Here is an 18,550-nt window from a genome sequence, read left to right as displayed (position 1 = left end):
AGCCTATTGACGAACGTTGCTCACCAGCCATCTTTTTCACCGAGTTAACGCCCGGGCTTGGGGGCCGGCGGCTCGTCCTGGCTTGGCAGCTCGACCTCCACGGTCAGACCGCCGCCCGGCGTGTCGGCCAGCCTGATGCCGCCGCCGTTGGCGGTGACGAGCCGGTGCACGATGGCAAGGCCGAGGCCGGTGCCGTTCTGGCTGCCGGTGGTGAACCGCAAGAACGCACGCGACCTTTCCTGCGCCGTCATGCCAGGGCCGTCGTCCGCGACGGTCAGCGTGGCGCGCTTCTCCGACCTCGCTACGGACACCCGGACGATGCCGCCCCGGTCGCCGATGGCCTCGATGGCGTTGTCGAGCAGGTTGTCGAGTATCTGCTCCAGGTGGCCGGCGCCGAGCGCGATGATCGGCGCGGGGGAGGCCGTGGCCTCAGCGATCAGCTTGACCCCGTTGCCGTCGGCCACCGGCTGCCACGCGGCGACCCGCTCGTGAACCGCCTCATGCAGGTCGATCTGCTCGAGCTGCTCGGTGACCGCCTCGGCGCGCGCGGTGGCGATCAGTCCGTCGACCAGCCGGGAAAGCCTGGCGATCTCCTCCTGGGCGCCTGCCAGCTCCGCCGCCGCGGCGGGCGCCGAGTCCACGGCGAGCAGGTCGAGCCGCAGCCGCAGTGCGGTAAGCGGTGTGCGCAGCTGGTGCGACGCGTCGGCGAGCATCGCCCGGTGCCCGTGCACGAGGGCCTCGAGCCGTCCGGCCATCATGTTGAAGGTGGCGGCCATCCGGCGCAGTTCGGGCGGGCCGCTTCCGGCCTTGGCGCGCACCGTCAGGTCGCCGTCGGCGATGCTGCGCGCGGCCGTGTCCAGCCGGGCGAGCGGCCTGCTCACCCAGCGCCCGAAGTAGATGGCGATGAGGACAGCGGCGGCCATCGCGACGCTGCTCAGCCCGACTAGGTAGAGCCACAGGTTGGCGATGTTCTGGTTGAGCGTGCCGGTGGGCCGTTCGAGCACCACGGTGCCGATGGCGGTGTCGCCGTCGCCCCAGACGGTCTGTACCGCGATCGCCCGGTCGTTTGCCAGCTCGGTGGTCGGGTCGTTCTGATCGGAGGCCTCGGCCACCAGGCGGCGCCAGTCGCCGTTCTGCGGGACTCCCTGGGAGATGACGACGTGGCCGTACTTGTCGAGCAATAGCAGTTCGTCGTGCTCCCTCGCGGCCGATACGAGGGCCGACGACAGGGCGGGGTCTGCCGCGTTGGCGCTGAGCCGTGCCACGGCGATGTCGGCCACCGAGGCGGCGCTGCGCGCCGTGTCCTGGACGAACGAGTCCCGCTCGTGGGCGATGGCGCCGAGCGCGAGCGGTACGACCGCTGCGAGCAGGATCGCCAGGGTCAGCACAACCAGCGCGGCGACGACCCGCCGCGTCATGGGTCAGTCCGCCGAGTCACTCTGGTCTGCCATGGCGGAACGGTCGGCGAGCCGGAAACCATGCCCGTACACCGTCTCGATCAGCGCCGGGTCGCCCAGCTTGCGGCGCAGCGCGGCGAGGTGGACGTCGAGTACCTTGGTCGGCCCGTACCAGTGCTCGTCCCAGGCCCGCTCGACGATCTCCTGCCGGCTGATCAGCCGGCCGGGGTCGGCGGCCAGGCACTCGAGGATGGCGAACTCCTTGGGGGTCAGCGCCACCTCCATGCCGGACATGGTCACCTTCCTCGTCCGCAGGTCGATGTTGAGCGGGCCGTGCCTGAGCACCTCGGCGGCGGTGCCGCCGCTCGTGCGATGGCCACGGCGGAGCACGGCGCGGATCCTGGCGAGCAGTTCCGCGAGCCCGAACGGCTTGACCAGGTAGTCGTCGGCGCCCTCGTCGAGCGCGAGCACCCGGTCGGCCTCCTCGCCGCGCGCCGTCACCACGATGATCGCGGCGTCGGAGTCAGCGCGGAGCCGGCGGCACACGTCCATGCCGTCCACATCGGGCAGCCCGAGGTCGAGCAGGATCACGTCGGACGGCGGCCGCCGCAGCGCCTCCGCGCCCATGGCAACGCTGTCGGCGGTGTATCCGGCCCGCTCAAGCCCGCGGACCAGTTGCGTAGCGATTCCCGGGTCATCTTCGACCACGAGTACGGAAACCTGTGGAGAACTCACGGATACACGGTAGATCGACATGGGCCCCATGCCTAAATCGGACGCGATTCTTAGGAAAACCTGAAGAACATCCCCCGCGTTCGCTCAGCTTCCGCCGACGTCATTGTTACTTCTGAGGCGGCTCAGAAGTACTCCTTGCGGGTATCAGAACCTGGCCGGCTTCCCTGTGGGCATGACAAGCTCCCACTTCCGGCAGGCCGTCCAGGCCAGGACGGCCGGGCGCCGGCGGGTCAAGAAGATCACCTGGACCACCGCCCTGGCCGCGACGGCGGCGACCGCGACGGCGGCGGTCGTCGGCGCACAGACCACCCATGCCTCCGCCGCGACGAAGGCCCACACCAGCACCAGCACCGGGACCTCCTCGACGGCGAAGAAGGCGACCTCAAGCCCGTCCTCCGCCGCATCCTCGGCCAATTCGTCGTCGAGTAAGTCGTCGTCCAGTAAGTCCTCGTCGAGCAAGTCGTCAAGCTCGTCTTCCTCGGGCTCGTCCTCGTCGTCGAGCTCGTCGTCCTCCGGCATCGCACCGTCCTCCGGCGTCTCCTCGGGCTCGGGCAGCAGCGGCACCACCACGAGCGGCGCCTCTTAGCGATTCCTACACGGTTCAGAAGCGGTTCCGCTCGATGGCAGAGGATGGGCGGCAACCCTGTAGCCGTGAAACGAGCGAAGTACTCACAAGCACTGCAAGCCAGAGATGACGGCCTGCGCCGGGTCAGGAAGCTCACCTGGCGGGTGGGGCTGCTCGCCTCGGCCGCGGCGGTCGTCGTCGGCGCCAAGTTCGCGCATCTCACCGCGGTGTTGCCGCATCTGTCGGTGGACGGCTCGTCATCTTCGGGCGGCGGCTCCTCATCGTCGGGGTCGTCGTCATCGTCGGGGATCTCCTCGTCGTCCGGGATTTCGTCCGGCACCGGCGGCGGCGTCACCACCAGCGGCGGGTCCTGACGGGGCGACGGCAATGACAACCGCGGCCGTCGCGACCGCAACCAGCCCGCTCTGGTTCGCCACCCGGGCCACCGGCCTCATGGCGCTGGTGCTGCTGACCGGCACCGTGCTGCTCGGCATCCTGACCTCGGTCCGTTTCGCCAGCCCCGCCTGGCCCCGGTTCGTTACGATCGGGCTGCACAGGAACCTGTCGCTGCTGACGATCACGTTCACCGGGCTGCATGTGCTCACCACGATCACCGACCCGTTCGCCTCCATCAGCCCGTTCTCGGTGGTGCTGCCGTTCACCTCCGGGTACCGGCGGATCTGGCTCGGCCTCGGCGCGGTCGCCTTCGACCTGCTCCTCGCGGTCCTGGTCACCAGCTTGCTGCGTACTAGGATCAGCCCCCGGCTGTGGCGGCTCGTGCACTGGGCCGGCTACGCCTGCTGGCCGGTCGCGGTGGTGCACGGGCTCGGCACCGGTACCGACGGCGCGGCCCGCTGGGTGCTCGCGATCACCGCGGCGTGCGCCCTGGCGGTGCTCGCGGCGGGCGCCTGGCGGCTCACCGCCGGCTGGCCGGCCCACGCGGGGCTGCGGGTGACCGCAGCGGCGGTGGGCGTCGCGGTCGCGCTCGCCACCGCGGGCTGGGCCTGGGCGGGGCCACTGCGGCCCGGCTGGGCGCGCCGGGCGGGCACTCCGCCGTCGCTGCTCGCGCGGTCGGCCGGCAATGCCGCCGGCTCGGGCACCCCGGCTGCTGGGGGGCCCGGCGGAGGAAGCACCGTCCGTTCCGGATCAGGAGTCTTTCCCGCGGTGCCGTTCCAGGCGCGGCTGACCGGGACGGTCAGCTTCGCATCGGGTCCGGCCGCAGGCGACCGTACCGTCAGCCTCGCGATGAAGAACGGGACCGCGGTGCGGCTGAAGGTGACCATCATTGGCCCCGCGGTGCAGGGCGGCGTGCATATGAGCGCGAGCAGCGTCGCCCTCGGTCCGGCCTCCGCTCCGGACAGGTTCACCGGGCGCGTGGTGCTGCTCGACGGATCAGTGCTCCAGGCGGCGGTGTCCGGCGACGGCCAGCGGCTGACCCTGGCCATCGAACTGACGAGCCAGACAAGCACGACGGTCACCGGCGTCATGACGGCACAGCAGGCGGAGCAATGAGGCGCGGGCACCTGGCCTGGGCGGCGAGGAGGAAAAGTGCGCACAGTGGGAGATCTGTCCGTGAACGGTGAGAGGGCGGAACTGGACGGCGACGCGGCTTGGGGCCTGGACGCCGGTCATGCGGCGGACGGCCCGGCGGCGGACGGGTCCCTGTCCCGGCTGCTGCCGCCGGTGCCGGTGCGTGAGCTCCGCGCCCACGAGGCGCGGTACGGGCCGCCGGGGCTGCGCGGCGGCTCGCTGATCGACGAGGTGACGCGGGCCGGGCTGACCGGACGCGGCGGCGCGGCCTACCCCGCGGGACCCAAGCTGAGCTCGGTGCGCGAACGAGCGGGACTGCGCGGCTCGGTGGTGGTCGCGAACGGCATGGAATCCGAGCCTGCGAGCGCCAAGGACGCGTCGCTGCTCGCCCGCGTGCCGCACCTGGTGCTCGACGGGATCGCGCTCGCTGCGGAGGCCGTGGCCGCCAGGTCGGCGTACCTGTGCGTCAGGCGCCAGGCGCAGGCGGACATGCTCGCCGCGGTCATCGCCGAGCGCGGCGCGCACGACCCGGTTCCCGTCAAGCTTGTTCTGGTGCCGGAGCGTTACGTATCAAGCGCTGAATCGGCCCTGGTCAGGCACCTCAATGGCGGGCCGGCCCTGCCGGGGTTCACGCCCCCGCGGCCCTTCGAGCGCGGCGTGCGCGGCCGGCCGACGCTGGTAAGCAACGTGGAGACCCTGGCCAACATCGCGCTGATCAGCCGGCACGGCGCGAGCTGGTTCCGGTCCGTCGGCACGGGCACGGCGCCGGGGTCGGTGCTCGTCACGGTGGCCGGCGCGGTGAAGCGGCCAGGCGTCCATGAGATTCCCCTTGGCATGCCGGTCCGTGACGTGCTCGGGCTGGCCGGCGGCTGCGCGGAGATCGGCGGCGTCCAGGCGGTGCTCGCGGGCGGCTTCTTCGGCAGCTGGCTGCCAGGCGGCGCCCCGCTCGACACGCCTGCCACGCCCGACGCGCTGCGCTCGGCAGGAGCGTCGTTCGGCGCCGGCATCTTCCTCGCGCTGCCCGCCGGCGGATGCGGCCTGGCGGAGACCACCCGAGTCCTGCGCTACCTGGCCGAGCAGAGTGCCGGGCAGTGCGGCCCGTGCGTCAACGGCCTACCGGCGATCGCTGACGCGTTCGGCCAGCTGGCGTTCGGCCGTGGCCCGCACGTTCGTACCGTCCGGGAGCTGCGTGAGCTGTTCGGGCTTGTGGACGGGCGCGGCGCCTGCCACCTGCCGGACGGGGTGACGCGGCTCGGCGAGAGCGCGCTTCGGGTTTTCGCGGAGGACATGCGGCGCCACGAGCGCGGCCCGTGCCCCGCGGCGTTCGGCTCGCGGTGGCTCCCGGTCCCGGCGGGCCTGACACGGGCACCCGAGCGCAGACAGACATCGCGGCAGATGGCGACCATCAAGCTTGGCACGTCACCGGAGCAGGCGGTGCGCCCGTGACCAAGCGACTGCGGGTGAACCCGATCGTGTGCGAGGCGCACGGGGTGTGCGCCGGACTGCTGCCCGAGCTGATCACACTGGACCGGTGGGGCTACCCGGTGCTCGCGAAGGAGCCGGTGCCGCCCGGCCTGCTCCCGCTGGCCCGCCGCGCCACCGCCGCCTGTCCGGCCCTCGCCCTGCTCCTCGAGCGGGCCGACTGAGCCACCCCGCAGGCCGCCAGGCCTACGGCATCTCGAGGACCGGCTTGATGACGTCGCCGTGGTGCGACGCCTCAAGTGCTTCGTTGACCTGCTCGAGCGGGAACTTCCTGATCAGCCGGTCATATGGGAACCGGCCCTGCGCGTTCAGCGTGATCAGCGTGTTGATCAGCGAGTCCGACCGGCCCTCGCCGCCGAGGATGCCGACGACCTTCTTGCCCCATAGCGTGGACATGTGATCGAGGGAGAACGACGCGCCTGCGGGCGCGCCGCCGATCAGCGCGACCGTGCCGCGCATGCCGACGGAATCGGCTGCCTGCCGCAGCACGTTCACGTTGCCCGCGCAGTCCATGCTGAAGTCCGCGGGCCCGCCGCAGATCTCCTGCACAGCCGCGACCGGGTCAGTGCCTGGAGCGGACACGTCAATGGTCTCCGTGGCACCCAGTGAGGCCGCCAGTGCCAGCCGCGACCCCAGGCGGTCCACCGCGATGATGTGCGTCGCCCCGGTCAGCCGCGCCGCCATGATCGCCGAAAGCCCGACCGCCCCGGAGCCGTACACCACGATCGCCGACCCGGCAAAGGGCCGCAGTGCGTTGAGCACTGCCCCGGCACCGGTGGAGATACCGCAGGCCAGCGGGCCGAGAAGTGACACGTCCGCGTCGTCGGGCACCTTCACGAGCCCGTTCGCGGCGCAGATCGAGTACGAGGCGAAGGAGGACTGCCCGAAGAAGTGGCTGTGCAAGGAGGACCCGTCCGCACGGCGCAGCGACGTCGACCCGTCGCCCCGCGCCCCGGCGATCACCAGCGGCCCCAGTTGCAGGCAGTACCGCGGCTGCCCCTCCAGGCAGTTGCGGCACGAGCCGCACCACGGCCACCCGATGACCACCTTGTCGCCGGGGGCCACGTTGGTCACCCCGTCGCCGACCGCAGCCACGAAGCCCGCGCCCTCGTGCCCGAGCACGCCTGGCGCGGGGAACGGCATGTCGCCGTCCCTGGCGAGCGCGTCGGTGTGGCAGACACCAGACGCGACGATCTTCACCAGGACTTCGCCCGGCCGGGGCTCGTCGATCTCCACCTCGGCCACCGACAGTGGCGTGAACAGCTTCTCGAATATCGCCGCGTTAGCGCGCATGAATGATCCTCCCTGGCTTCAGCCAGCTGTCCACCATCAGCCGATATCTCAGTCGTCGACCGGCGAGCCAGCCGAATCGGGCTCGACCGCCGCCCTGATGGCGGTCCCGGCCTCGGACACCGCCTTGTCGGCGTCGTCGAGCACGCCGGTGAACGAGAAGAACGCGTGGATCTGCGACCCGTAGTGCCGGTGCTCCACCGGCACTCGCGCGTCCCGCAGCCGGTCCGCGTAGGCGAACCCCTCGTCACGCAGCGGGTCGTGCTCGGCGGTGATGAGGTACGCGGCGGGCAGGCCGGCCAGCGAGGGAGCCCGCAGCGGCGAGGCGTACGGGTTGACCCGCGCCTCGCGGTCTGGCGCGTACCGGTCCCAGAACCACCTCATGTCCCGCCGGTTCAGGATCAGGTCGTCGCCGTCGTACTCCCGGTAGGACCGCCGGTCCATGTCGCAGTCCACCACGGGGTACACAAGGACCTGCAGGACGATGGCCGGCCCGCCGGAGTCCCTGGCCCGCAGCGCCGACACGGTCGCGAGGTTGCCGCCCGCGCTGTCGCCCGCGACCACGACCGGCCGCCCGGCAGCGAGCCCGGCCGCGGACGCCACCCAGACGAGCGCGTCGTACGCGTCGTCAGCCGCGGCCGGGAAGGCGTGCTCCGGCGCGAGCCGGTAGTCCACGCCTACCACGTCGCAGCCGGAGGCGGCCGCGAGCGCCCGCACCGAGGGGTCCCAGCCGTCGAGCGAGCCGACTACCCAGCCGCCGCCGTGGTAGTAGACGACGATTCCCGGCGCGTGGTCCGACGGCGAGTACACCCGGGCTGGCATCCCGCCCGCCTGCGAGGGGATGACGATGTCGCGCACGGACTCCAGGGCGGGACCGGCCGGGATCATCGCGTTGCTCGCCTCGACCCCGGCCCGCGCTTCATCCGGGGTCAGTTCCCACAGCGGTGGCGCGCCGGCGGCGGCCTTTCCGTCGAGGATCTCTTGCGCCTGCGGATGCACAGAAGTCGCCACCGCTTACCTCCGAGAGCTGACAGTCACCGTTGAAGTCAGGCCGTACCAGGTCACGGCGCCGTGCGCCACGGCACCGGTCAAGATCAGGACACCGCGAACCCCTCGTAGCCGGCCGCCGCCACCGCGTCGCACTTGGCCCGGTACGGCCCGCACCCGCCGAGGTAGGAGGTGAACACCCGGGGCTTGCCTGGGATGTTCGCGCCCACGTACCAGGAGTCGGCCCGCGGGAACAGCGTCCCGTTCGCCACCTCGGTCACGTGCGACATCCAGGCGTCCTGCGCCGCCACAGTCGCCTCGATCGTCGCATGACCGTGGTCGCGAAGCCAGACGATGCAGTCCCTGACCCACTCCACGTGCTGCTCGATCGACAGCACGACGTTGGAGAACACCGCGGGCGACCCAGGCCCGGTAATCAGGAACATGTTCGGGAACGCGGGCACCCCGATCCCGAGGTACGTGCGCGCCCCAGCAGCCCATGCGTCGCCGAGCGTCGCCTCGTTGACGCCGCGCGTGTCGATCGCGAGCTGCGCCCCGGTCAGCGCGTCGAAGCCGGTCGCGAACACCAGCGCGTCGAGCTCGTAGCTGTCCGCGGCGGTCTTGACGCCGCCCGGGTAGACCGACTCGATCGGCGCCGACCTGATGTCGACGAGCGTCACGTTGTCCCTGTTGAACATGGCGTAGTAGTCGTCGCTCTGGCACAGCCGCTTCGCGCCGACCGGATAGCCGCGCGGGCAGAGCAGTTCCGCCACCGCCGGGTCGGTCACCGTCTCGCGGATGCGGTCCCGCATGAATTCGGCCACCACGTCGTTGGCCGGCTCGGAGACAAGCACGTCGGTGTAGGCGCCGAGGAACGGCATGCCGCCGCCCGCCTTCCACCGAGCCATGAACAGCCGCTGCACGTCCTCCAGCGGCTCGGAAAGCACGGGCCGCCCGGTGCCGGGAACCGGGACCCCGAGGAAGGACTCACGCGCCTCGGCCCGGTAGTCGCGGTACCGCGACTTGAATGCGCTCCATTCGGCCGCCTCCCATGGCCGGTTCCTGTTCGGCACCGCGAAGTTCGCGGTCCGCTGGAACACGTACAGCTGGTCGGCGACCGCCGCGATCTCCGGCGCGATCTGGATGCCGGTCGACCCGGTGCCGACCAGGCCGACCCGCTTGCCCGTGAAGTCGACGCCTTCCTTCGGCCAGCGCGACGTGTGATACCAGGGGCCCTCGAACTCTTCAAGACCCGGCAGCGCGGGCACCTGGAACTGCGACAGCGCGCCGACCGCGGAGACGAAGTACCGCGCGGTGACCGCCGCGCCGGCGTCCGTCGTCACCGTCCACTCGCCGGCCGCGGAGTCCCACGAGGCGCTCGTCACCCGCGTGTTGAGCTGGATGTAAGGCCACAGTCCGAATCGGTCGGCCACATGGTGCAGGTAGCGCAAGATCTCCGGTTGCGCCGGATACCGCTCGCTCCACGACCACTCCTGCTCGAGCTCGGGCGAGAACGAGTACGAGTAGTCCTTGGACTCGACGTCGCAGCGTGCGCCGGGGTAGCTGTTCCAGAACCAGGTGCCGCCGATTCCGTCGCCGGCCTCGAACGCCCGCACCGTCAGCCCGGCTTCCCGCAGCGCGTACACCGCGTAAATCCCGGAAAACCCGGCACCCGCCACCACGACGTCAACGTCGGCCACCGCGCAGCTCCTTTACAGCAGAGTCCGCATCCGACGTTAAGCGGCGGGAAAATGCCCGGTCAATCCCTTCCCCCACAAGCTCCGCGGTCTGCTTTGCGGTGTTTCACCCAAGCCAGGACTTCATCCGAACGGTTGCCTGTTCCACGTCCTCCCGGTCCGATGGCCCTTTAGTGCGTGGTGGGAGCGGGGCGGGCGGTCAGGATGAGGCTGCTTCTCCGCGGGGGTCGTCGGGGGCGAGGGTGTCCGTGGCCGGGTCGGCGATGTCGGGATGGTCGGCGGCTGACTCAGCGATGAGCTTGCTCGAGCCGGGGTGCCTGACGACCCTGGTGCGCCGGCGCGGCGGCGGGGCAGGGACGCCCGCGAGGGTGGCCAGGGTCTTGCGGAGCTCCACCCAGACGTCGGCCAGGCCGGCGGCGGCGGGGTGGTCGCCGCGGATCACGCGGCTTGTCGCGGCGGGGCTGGCGGATTCCCCGGTTGCGGGCTCACCGTCCTCCGCTTCCCCGGTTCCTGCCTGGCCGGCGTTGCCGAAGCGCAGCGCATCCTTGCCCGCCTTGACGATGACCGGGTCGGTGAGGACGATCGTGAGCATCTCGTCGGAGACCTCGATGGTCATCTGGCGGCGGCCGGCCTCCTGGGGAAGCTCGTCGCTGGTCCCGGCCAGGTTCGCAGAGCGCAGCTTCTCCCGCAACTCGTCGAGGTCGACGCCGAGCGAGGACAGGGCGGAAGAGGCGGCGGAATCCGTGTCGTTGAGCGCGGCCAGCAGCAGGTGGTGCGACCCGACGGGCAGCGCTCCCGCCAGCGTGGCCGCCTGCTGGAGCGCCGCCTCGACGGCCGGGGTGCCGCGAGTAAGACCCGCCTCAGCGGTCATTGCCTCCGGGCGGAACGGCACGCTGGCGGAGTGCCTGGTCAGCCGGGCTCGCAGCCAGCGGAGTACGGCATTGGTCTCATCCGGGGCGTCGCCCTCGCCTTCCGGGGACGCGGTCATCGGGATCGCGTCGATCACCGCGGCGCGCAGTGTTCCCAGGTTCGTGCGCTCGCAAAGGATCTGGTAGGCGACCCCCTCGCCCTCGCGGATCAGGCCGAGCAGGATGTGCTCGGTGCCGATGTAGTTATGGCCGAGTGACAGCGCCTCGCGGAGCGACAGTTCCAGGATCTTCTTCGCCCGCGGCGTGAACGGGACGTGGCCGCTCGGGAAGCTCTTGCCCCGGCCGACCCGCCGCTCCACCTCCTCGCGGCCGCCCTCGCGGGTGAATCCGAAGTCGGCGAGGACCTTACCGCCGATGGACTCGGACTCGCCGAGCAGGCCGAGCAGGATGTGCTCGGTCCCGATGTAGTTGTGGTCAAGCAGTCGCGCCTCTTCCTGGGCGAGGACGACGACGTGCCGCGCTCTGTTAGTGAATCGCTCGAACATGCCCCTCAGCCTGTCCGCTACTTCAAACCCTGTCAATACCATGCTAATAATAGGGATACCATGCTAATAATAGGGTTATAGGCCCAAGCCGGCAGCGCGTGCACGGGTGTGACGGGGGAGTGGCATGGTGGCATCGTGACCCGGTCTGGGTACAAATGAGGCCTGGGGTACACGGCGGAACGATGCGGGAGGGGCGTCCATGGACTGGGAAGACCGGCTCGATGAGTGGGAGCTCGACCTCGAGCTCAACGCCACCCTGGAGGGCTCGGAATGGGTGACGCTCGAAAAGGCGGCGGAGGAGACCGGCGTGTCCCGTGCCGCGCTGCGCACCTGGTACCGCACCGAGCAGATCCCGTCGCGGCTGGTCGACGGCCCGCACGGCCCCCAGCGCCTGGTCCCGCTCGCGATGGTGGCCGAGCGGGCCGAGGCCAGCCCGCGGCTGCGCAAGACCGCCGAGCGCCGCCTCGCCGACGAGGCCCAGCTAGAGCTGCTCCGCCACCGCGTCGACCAACTGGAACTCCGCCTAGCCGACCTTGAGCGCCGCCTGAACCCCCCAGAAGATCGTTAGCAAGATCGTTTAAGCGGTTGCCCTTTTCATTACCGGGTTATAACCCCGGTAATGGCAAGGGCATTTTCGAAATGATCTTCGCGGGGGCGGGCGGGCGGAGCCACGAGCCCGTTCGGTATGTCCTTAGATCTCGCCGAAGAGGCGGTCGCCTGCGTCGCCGAGGCCGGGCACGATGTACCCCTTGTCGTTCAGCCGCTCGTCGACCGCGCCCGTGACCACCCGCACGTTGTCGCCTGGGAAGGCCGCCTCCACCCGTGCCATGCCCTCGGGGGCGGCGAGCAGGCAGACCGCAGTGACGGCGGCGGCGCCCCGGTCGAGCAGCATCGACACCACGGTGACCAGCGTGCCGCCGGTGGCGAGCATCGGGTCGAGTACGAACACCTCACGGCCGTCGAGCCTGGCCGGGAGCCGGTTGGCGTAGGTGGAGGCGACGAGCGACTCCTCGTCCCTGACCATGCCGACGAAGCCGACGCTTGCCATCGGGAGCAGCCGGGTCATGCCGTCGAGCATGCCGATGCCGGCGCGCAGCACGGGGACGATCAGCGGCTTGGGGTCCGCGAGGCGGGCGCCAAGGGCGATACCGACCGGCGTGGTGACCTCGGCGGGTACCGCCCTGATCTCGCGGGTGGCCTCGTAGGCGAGCAGGGTCACCAGTTCGTCCGTCAGGATGCGGAAGGTCGCCGTGTCTGTCGAGGCGTCGCGGAGCAGCGTGAGCTTGTGGGTGACCAGCGGGTGGTCGGCGAGGAGCGTGCGCATGGAGAAGAGTGTGTCAGGTTCCTATGGCCCAGGTGACGTTGCGGCGGCCGTCAAACATGCTCGTGCCGCCGCGGCCGCAGCGCCCGCGCGAGCAGCCCGGACAGCGCCGCCGCCGTCCCGACGCTGGTCAGCGCCACCGTGCCGGGCGGCGCCTCCTCATCGAGCAGCTGCAGCGCGCGCAGCCGGTGCCGCAGTACGTGGATCTCGCCGCGGATCGCGCCCGCGAGGCTGCCGCCGGACCGTGACGCCCACCCCTCGGCGGCGTGAATCTCGGTGAGCCGGCTCGCGAGCTCCTCGTACCCGACGGGTCCCTCGTGCAGCGCGACGATGAGCAGTGCCGCCTCGCGGACGGCCACGGTGAAGTCGGGATCCGGCGCGTCGTCCGGTCCGATCAGCGACGCGGTCCCGATGTGCCAGCGCACCGCGGCGTCGTCGGCCATCAGCCGCCCGGTCCTCGTCAGCACCAGCGCGGCGCCGCTGCGCCTGATGGCGCCCATCTCGTGCTGCGCGAGCGCGCGCAGTGTGTGCAGGGGGTAGACGTCGAGCTCCTGCTGCCGCCGTCCGGGCCCGGACGAGCCGGTCCGCCAGCCGAACAGCACCGCGGCCTCGCCGACGATCGTCGGCGCGATGTAGTGCCTGGCGGTGAGCCGCATCCCGGTGCCGGCCTGCTCGAGTATCCAGGCAAGCGTCGGCAGCGGCTCGTCGGGCAGGTCGGGCGGCTCGAGCAGCTTGGGCATCACGGCCCTGGCGAGCCTGGATCGCTCGCCCGGGTGCCCGTGCGCCCACTCCTCGATCCGTTCCGCGCTGATCTTGCTGAGCCAGGTGTCAGAACCGGGCGCGCCGGTGCTGCGGGTCAGCCAGCGTTCCACAAGCGCGGCGCGCTTGGTCTTCCAGCCGCTGACCCCGGGCTTCAGCTCCTTCGAGGCGACGGCGAGCTCGATCGCGGCGCCGCAGGCGTCGTAGGCCGCGCGCTCCTCCGGGCCCATCACCGAGGACCAGGCGAGCAAGTCGGTGTCCGGCGGCGCCGCGTGCGACGTGGCGAGCGCCCCGGTGTAGGCCGACAGACCCTCGGTGCGGGACACGCCGTACGCGGCCAGAATCCGTTCTGTTTCCGCGCTGGTGCAGACCTCCGCGTAGCGCTCCATGCCGGCCAGCGTGAACAGCCTGGCGAGCGCCTTGGTGACGGTCAGGTGCGCCTCGGGCGACTCGGCTGAGCCGGCGGGCAGCGCGTACCACAGGTACTCCTGAAGCCGCAGGAGCGAGATTGCGCCGAGCCCGCCGCCTGATGTGAGCGAGTGGAGAGCGGTCCTCGCGTCGTCGGCGACAGCGGGGTCCTCGCGCGCCAGGGTCTTGAGTGCCTCCGCCTCAGTCATCATGCGGTCAGTCTGCCCCACGCCGCGAGGCGGCGGTAGATGCGTTGCGGATTTGACGGGTGATGTTCGGGTGCTGTCGGTCGCTCAAGCCGCGGCTCCCCGCCGCACCTGTTCACGCCGATCCCGAACGGTTGCAGAGCTTCGCCCATATCTATCGCTCCGACTGTTTTGCCTGGTGAGCGCCGGTTTTGAGCGGCCAAAGAGATCGCGAATACACGCCTGTGTGTTGCCCCTGTGACCAGGGTGGGAAACGGCCAGTGACCGCTCGCCGTCCGGCCGGCGGCCGGTGTGCGGCATGATTGCAGGGGTGAGCGGCATTTATGACGAACCCGAGCTGTACCAGCTTGCCTGCGCCTACCGTGACGTCCCCGCCGAGGTGACCGCGCTGCTTGCCTGGTGCGCCCGCCACGGCGCGCTGCCCGGCGGCCGGCCGGCCGCGTCCGTGCTCGAACTGGCCGCGGGGCCCGCCGAGCACGCGCGCGAACTCGCGGGCCGTGGCCTGCGGGCGACGGTGCTCGACCGTTCTCCCGCGATGTGCGCGTACGCCGCGGCGCAGGCCAAGGCGTCGGGTACCGACCTGGACGTGGTCGAGGCGGACATGCGCGACTTCCGTATCGAGGGCACATTCGATGTCGCCATCACGATGCTGAACTCGCTCTGTCACATGTTCACCCTCGATGACATGGTCCGGCACCTGGTCGCGCTGCACGGGCACCTGGCACCCGGTGGCCTCTACATCGTCGAGCTCGCCCACCCGGCGGACTTCTTCACCCCGGTGCCGCGCACAAGCAGCGAGTGGACGGTCGACGCGGACGGCGTGCATGCCGAGGTCCGCTGGGGCGGCAGGGAAGACAGGATCGACCCGCTGACGCAGGTCACCCGCGAGCATATGACGATCACCGCGACGAGCGAGGACGGCACCATCCGCACGGTCAGCGACGTGGTGCCGAACCGCTTCTGGACCCTGACCGAGTTCCGCGCCGCCGTGGCGCTTGCCAACGGGGGCATCGCGGCCGAAGGGTTTGAGCTGGTGGCGAGCTACGGCGACTTCGACGAGACAACGGAGCTCGACGCGCCCACAGCTTGGCGAATGATCCTGGTCCTGCTAGCGCGCGATGGCAAAGAGCGCCATCGTATCGCGCGCTAGCAGGACCCTTTCTCCCGGGGGGACGACCCCCCGTACCCCCCGGTGTTCGCGCTCCGCGCGAACGAAGTTCGGAGCGCCTGTGCCCGGAGACAACGCAGGGGGCCTGCTCGCGTCGTCGCGAGCAGGCCCCCGGTGCGCTGTGGGTGTCATGCTATTCGACCGGGATCTCCTTGTTGATCAGGGAGAGGTCGATGCCCTGGCGGGACCTGATGGCCCTGGCCACCAGGTAGATCACCAGCGCGAGCACGTACATTCCGCCCATGTAGAGCAGCGAGTCGTTGTTGTTCACGAAGTAGCTGTCGTTGGACAGCCACTCGTACAGGCAGTACCCGATGAGCCCGATGGTGACCACACCGGCGGCGGGCACGACAGGGACACCGAGCAGCTTGATCCGCGATGCGGGGGAGGCCGCCCACAGGTCCGGCTTGCGGAACGGCAGGATCACCACGGCAATCGCGGAGAACAGGTACGTGACCGCGATGACGAGCGTCGCGTCCAGCGTGTAGGTGTGGAACGTCGAGTTGTAGGCGTAAAGCGCGCCGAGCCCCACGGCCGGCAGCAGCATCAGCACCAGAGACCACACCGGCACCCGGCGCTTCTCCGACACCTGCGCAGCGCCGTCGGGGAGGATCCGGTCGAACGCCGCCGCGAAGATCACCCGGGTGGACGACAGGAACAGCGTCCCCACCCAGGCGAAGAACCACAGGCTCATCAGCAGGATCAGGATCACCTGGAACGCCTGGTTGTTGACGAGCCAGCTGACAAGCAGCGTCGGGTACGGGAACACCGGCAGGGCCGCGCTCGTCCCGGCGTAGCCCGCCCAGTTCGCGTTCACGTCCTGGTAGAAGACGAAGCCGAAGGTCTTGGAGAACAGCGCGAGGAAGGCCACCGACAGCAGCACCGTCGTCCACAGGCCGAAGAACATCCCGCTGAAGACCCGCTTGAAGTCGGACGCACCGCGGATCTCGCCGTACAGCGTGGTGCCCCAGTTCGGCCAGAGCAGGTAGAACATCAGCATCGGGACGAGCAGCATGGACTGCCCCAGGTCGCCGCTGAAGCCGAACCCCGGCGGCGTGTAACCGGCCTTGGCGGCCGCGGCGGTGGTCGCGGCGTACGCGTTCTTCATCCCGAACAGCTTCGAAGTCTGGTTGTTGAAGGCGCTGACGAAGTTGCTCTGGTTGTTGACGAGCAGGATGATCACGATGATCGCAAAGCCGAGCAGGCCGCCGTAGAAGCACCACTTCTGCACGCGGGCATAGCCGGCCATGCCGAGCGAGACGAGGATGCCCGCCAGCGCGATGGTGATCAGCGTGACGACGAAGATGCCGGTGTGCGTGGTGAACCAAGCCGCGCCCGACGGGTCGTTGAACGCGACCCACAGCGGCTGGAAGAACTCCTCGGAGAGCACGGACCCGTAGATGGGCGCCCACAGCCAGAGGATGAACCACCACCCGGTCGCGGCCATGACGAAGCCGAGCCCGCTGCCCAGGATGCGGGACTGCCATACGTAGTCGCCGCCGGCCCGCGGGATGGTGACCACCAAGCCGCTGTAGGCAATGACGAGGAACGAGACCCAGACACCGGAGATGAGCACGGCGGTGAGCAGCTGCCCGGTCGGGAAGGCGCCCTGATAGGCGAATTCGACCAGGCCGAGCGTGACGACGTTGGTGGATAGGCAGGCGTAGATCATTGAGTCGCGGACAGACCAGCCGCGTACGAGACCCGTCGCTTTACGCAGGAATAGCGTAGGTCTCTCATCGCCGATGGCGTTAGAGGCCATGGGACCCTCCGGGGGGGTTATCGAAAAATGCCAATACAATGCATCGTAACGGCAGCACCATAACAGTCAGCCGTTAACAAGGACATACTTAACCTTTCCATTTTTCATGTTGATATCGAGCAGAGCGGCCTGAAGCACGCCGTCTCCGTAGGAACTGCCGGGGTTGACCGTCAGGGTCCGGCCCAGCTTGGCCACGCCCCGGCTTTCGTGGATATGCCCGTGCACGGAGAGCGGCGGCTGGTACCGCAGGATCGCCTCGCGCACGGCCGTGGACCCGACTGGCTTCATGACCGCGCCGCCGTGAGTCGGCCGCATGGTCGCGTCGAGCTCCGGCGCCTCGTCGAGCCCGGTGCCGTAGGGCGGGGCGTGGAAGTTGAATATGGTCCTGTTCATGTCGGGCACGCGCGCGGCGATGGCGTCGATCCGCATCGCGAGCTCGTCCTCCGGCGCCTCCCGGTGGGTGTCCCACGGCGTGGGGTTGGTCCAGCCCATCGAGATCATCGTGAATCCGCCGAGGTCGATGACCTTCCCCTCGGCGAACGTCACGGCGGGCGAGGACTCCAGAATCGGGTCGATCTCGAAGATGTCGTCGTTGCCGCCGTTGAGAATGCACGGGACCGAGCCGCCGCGTAGCTTGCCGTCTGCCATGTCGAGCCAGCGGTCGAGAGAGTGCGTCATCTCGGCGTTGAACCGCTGCGTGATGGCATGTTCATTGCTTAGCGCGTCGAGTTCGTCGCGGGTCACGATCGCGGGGTACGAGCCGCGGTCGCGCAGCTGCTGCATCGTCTCCTGCAGCTCTTCCCTGCTCTCGAGGCGGCGCCGCTCGCCGCGCACCGAAACCTCCCAGTAGCCCGGGTAGGCGACGATGGGGACCATGACCTTGCCGGTGACGTCGCCGCCGAGCACGACCAGGTCGGCCTTGTAGAAGGCGGCGGCGTTCAGGAACTTCTTCCAGCAGATTTCCGACCCGTGGATGTCAGTGGCGAAGAAGATCTTCATCAGTGCGCTACTTCCTCTGGCAGCTCGTACCAGCGCACGCGGTCGCCGACGTTGGCGCGCAGCTTCCACTTCATTGACTTGGGGACCGAGTTGGCCACGTCGAGCAGCCGCGCCGCCTGCGCGGCTGGGTCGAACCTGGCCTGCGGCGGGATCATCTCCGCGCTGTCGGCGAGCAGCTTGGGCAGCTTCTCCAGGTTTCCCGTCGAGGTGCGCCACCAGCCCCAGTCCGCGGCCAGGATCTCCCCGAACCTGCGGGTGTCGATGAACGGGCCGCCGCCTTGGCCGTCGCCGACGGGGACACCGGAAAGCAGCTGCGTGATGTCGCGCGCGTCCTTCGCGTTCAGCTCGAAGATCTGCAGCTTGGACAGCAGCAGGTCGGCCGGGTCCAGGGTGAGCGAGGAGTTGCCGAGGGAGGGACGGAGGTCCAGCGTGTGGCACATGACGAGCCGGTCGACCATGACGTCGACCGGCAGCCCCGACGGTGCGATGAAGTACATCTGCCAGTCGCCGTTGAGCGCGTTGAACGCCTTGTCGGGCTGGCAGCCGCTCCTCTCGAGGAAGGCGGCGATGTCGCGCCGTCCCTTGCCCGCGCAGGCGAAGTCGATGTCCCGGTGCGGGCGAGGCGGGAAGTCCGGGCAGAGCACCCGCACGCCGAGCCCGCCGAGCAGCCGCAGTCTCAGCCCCGCGGCCATGGCCCCTTCGACAAGCGCGACCGCTTCTGGCAGCGGATCATCATCTGGGCTGGGCATGCCGGGCAGCTCCTAGAAAACCGTGGTCGATTTGGTCTCGATGATGCGGAGATTCCCGCCCCACTGTCCAGACATTCGCGC

18 protein-coding genes and 1 pseudogene are annotated in these 18,550 nt (G+C 69.9%); 6 read left to right on the top strand and 13 right to left on the bottom strand.

Annotated features, from left to right (window positions below):
- Positions 1–44 precede the first annotated feature (44 nt).
- The 3 genes from EAS64_RS00885 to EAS64_RS43150 all read right to left on the bottom strand — a co-directional run bounded on the left by EAS64_RS00885 (position 45) and on the right by EAS64_RS43150 (position 2,702).
- Entirely contained in the window at positions 45–1,418 is a 1,374-nt protein-coding gene (locus EAS64_RS00885) for a sensor histidine kinase (RefSeq protein ID WP_145850806.1), read from the bottom strand.
- Between the two features lie 3 nt (positions 1,419–1,421).
- Entirely contained in the window at positions 1,422–2,132 is a 711-nt protein-coding gene (locus tag EAS64_RS00880; RefSeq protein ID WP_246115480.1) for a response regulator transcription factor, read from the bottom strand.
- A gap of 144 nt (positions 2,133–2,276) precedes the next feature.
- Complete coding sequence (locus EAS64_RS43150) at positions 2,277–2,702, bottom strand: hypothetical protein (protein WP_187365598.1); 426 nt, start codon at positions 2,700–2,702, stop codon at positions 2,277–2,279.
- An 81-nt stretch (positions 2,703–2,783) separates the two neighbouring features.
- Here EAS64_RS43150 and EAS64_RS43145 point away from each other — a divergent pair, with 81 nt between their 5' ends.
- From EAS64_RS43145 to EAS64_RS00855, 4 genes are read left to right on the top strand one after another with little or no spacing between them, the layout of a single operon-like run.
- Positions 2,784–3,071: a hypothetical protein gene (locus EAS64_RS43145; RefSeq protein WP_187365597.1), complete on the top strand. Its 288-nt coding sequence runs from the start codon at positions 2,784–2,786 to the stop codon at positions 3,069–3,071.
- 13 nt (positions 3,072–3,084) lie between these two features.
- Positions 3,085–4,209 (top strand): ferric reductase-like transmembrane domain-containing protein, encoded by a 1,125-nt coding sequence (locus EAS64_RS00865; RefSeq protein WP_145850804.1) that lies wholly within the window; start codon positions 3,085–3,087, stop codon positions 4,207–4,209.
- Between the two features lie 60 nt (positions 4,210–4,269).
- Positions 4,270–5,673 (top strand): NADH-ubiquinone oxidoreductase-F iron-sulfur binding region domain-containing protein, encoded by a 1,404-nt coding sequence (locus EAS64_RS00860; protein WP_187365596.1) that lies wholly within the window; start codon positions 4,270–4,272, stop codon positions 5,671–5,673.
- Positions 5,670–5,873 carry a ferredoxin gene (locus tag EAS64_RS00855; protein WP_222848906.1) on the top strand — a complete coding sequence of 68 codons (204 nt, stop codon included), beginning with the start codon at positions 5,670–5,672 and terminating at the stop codon, positions 5,871–5,873. Before EAS64_RS00860 ends, EAS64_RS00855 begins: the two co-directional genes overlap by 4 nt.
- A gap of 22 nt (positions 5,874–5,895) precedes the next feature.
- On the opposite strand, the gene EAS64_RS00850 is transcribed toward EAS64_RS00855, so the two are convergent.
- The 5 genes and pseudogenes from EAS64_RS00850 to EAS64_RS45425 form a co-directional block, all read right to left on the bottom strand.
- Positions 5,896–7,002, bottom strand: coding sequence for an NAD(P)-dependent alcohol dehydrogenase (locus tag EAS64_RS00850; protein ID WP_145850802.1), 1,107 nt, complete (start codon positions 7,000–7,002; stop codon positions 5,896–5,898).
- A gap of 48 nt (positions 7,003–7,050) precedes the next feature.
- On the bottom strand, positions 7,051–8,010 hold the full coding sequence (locus tag EAS64_RS00845; RefSeq protein WP_145850801.1) for an alpha/beta hydrolase: 960 nt from the start codon (positions 8,008–8,010) through the stop codon (positions 7,051–7,053).
- Between the two features lie 83 nt (positions 8,011–8,093).
- The gene (locus EAS64_RS00840; RefSeq protein ID WP_145850800.1) at positions 8,094–9,686 is read right to left on the bottom strand and encodes a flavin-containing monooxygenase; all 1,593 of its coding nucleotides are present in this window, start codon (positions 9,684–9,686) and stop codon (positions 8,094–8,096) included.
- Between the two features lie 196 nt (positions 9,687–9,882).
- The gene (locus tag EAS64_RS45430; RefSeq protein ID WP_246115572.1) at positions 9,883–10,554 is read right to left on the bottom strand and encodes a Clp protease N-terminal domain-containing protein; all 672 of its coding nucleotides are present in this window, start codon (positions 10,552–10,554) and stop codon (positions 9,883–9,885) included.
- Positions 10,555–10,674: 120 nt separating this feature from the next.
- Positions 10,675–11,097, bottom strand: a pseudogene (locus EAS64_RS45425) (Clp protease N-terminal domain-containing protein); the annotation flags it as partial.
- Between the two features lie 199 nt (positions 11,098–11,296).
- On the opposite strand from EAS64_RS45425, the gene EAS64_RS00830 reads away from it, so the two are divergent.
- Positions 11,297–11,665, top strand: coding sequence for an excisionase (locus tag EAS64_RS00830; RefSeq protein WP_145850798.1), 369 nt, complete (start codon positions 11,297–11,299; stop codon positions 11,663–11,665).
- Positions 11,666–11,788: 123 nt separating this feature from the next.
- On the opposite strand, the gene upp is transcribed toward EAS64_RS00830, so the two are convergent.
- Both upp and EAS64_RS00820 read right to left on the bottom strand, forming a co-directional pair.
- On the bottom strand, positions 11,789–12,421 hold the full coding sequence (gene upp / locus EAS64_RS00825; RefSeq protein ID WP_145850797.1) for a uracil phosphoribosyltransferase: 633 nt from the start codon (positions 12,419–12,421) through the stop codon (positions 11,789–11,791).
- 50 nt (positions 12,422–12,471) lie between these two features.
- Positions 12,472–13,797 (bottom strand): hypothetical protein, encoded by a 1,326-nt coding sequence (locus tag EAS64_RS00820; protein ID WP_145850796.1) that lies wholly within the window; start codon positions 13,795–13,797, stop codon positions 12,472–12,474.
- Between the two features lie 304 nt (positions 13,798–14,101).
- On the opposite strand from EAS64_RS00820, the gene EAS64_RS00815 reads away from it, so the two are divergent.
- Positions 14,102–14,941 carry a class I SAM-dependent methyltransferase gene (locus EAS64_RS00815; protein ID WP_145850795.1) on the top strand — a complete coding sequence of 280 codons (840 nt, stop codon included), beginning with the start codon at positions 14,102–14,104 and terminating at the stop codon, positions 14,939–14,941.
- 151 nt (positions 14,942–15,092) lie between these two features.
- Here the strand turns inward: EAS64_RS00815 and EAS64_RS00810 are convergent, their stop codons facing one another.
- The 3 genes from EAS64_RS00810 to EAS64_RS00800 all read right to left on the bottom strand — a co-directional run bounded on the left by EAS64_RS00810 (position 15,093) and on the right by EAS64_RS00800 (position 18,469).
- The gene (locus EAS64_RS00810; protein WP_187365595.1) at positions 15,093–16,631 is read right to left on the bottom strand and encodes an amino acid permease; all 1,539 of its coding nucleotides are present in this window, start codon (positions 16,629–16,631) and stop codon (positions 15,093–15,095) included.
- Positions 16,632–16,787: 156 nt separating this feature from the next.
- The gene (locus EAS64_RS00805) at positions 16,788–17,720 is read right to left on the bottom strand and encodes a metallophosphoesterase family protein (protein WP_145850793.1); all 933 of its coding nucleotides are present in this window, start codon (positions 17,718–17,720) and stop codon (positions 16,788–16,790) included.
- Entirely contained in the window at positions 17,720–18,469 is a 750-nt protein-coding gene (locus EAS64_RS00800) for a hypothetical protein (protein WP_145850792.1), read from the bottom strand. The genes EAS64_RS00805 and EAS64_RS00800 overlap by 1 nt, the downstream gene beginning before the upstream one ends.
- Between the last annotated feature and the right edge of the window lie 81 nt (positions 18,470–18,550).

This window comes from Trebonia kvetii (genome assembly GCF_007827045.1).
In the GTDB taxonomy this organism is placed as follows: domain Bacteria; phylum Actinomycetota; class Actinomycetes; order Streptosporangiales; family Streptosporangiaceae; genus Trebonia; species Trebonia kvetii.
The sequence above is the reverse complement of the archived record's forward strand: the minus strand, read 5'-3'. Positions and strand labels throughout refer to the sequence as shown.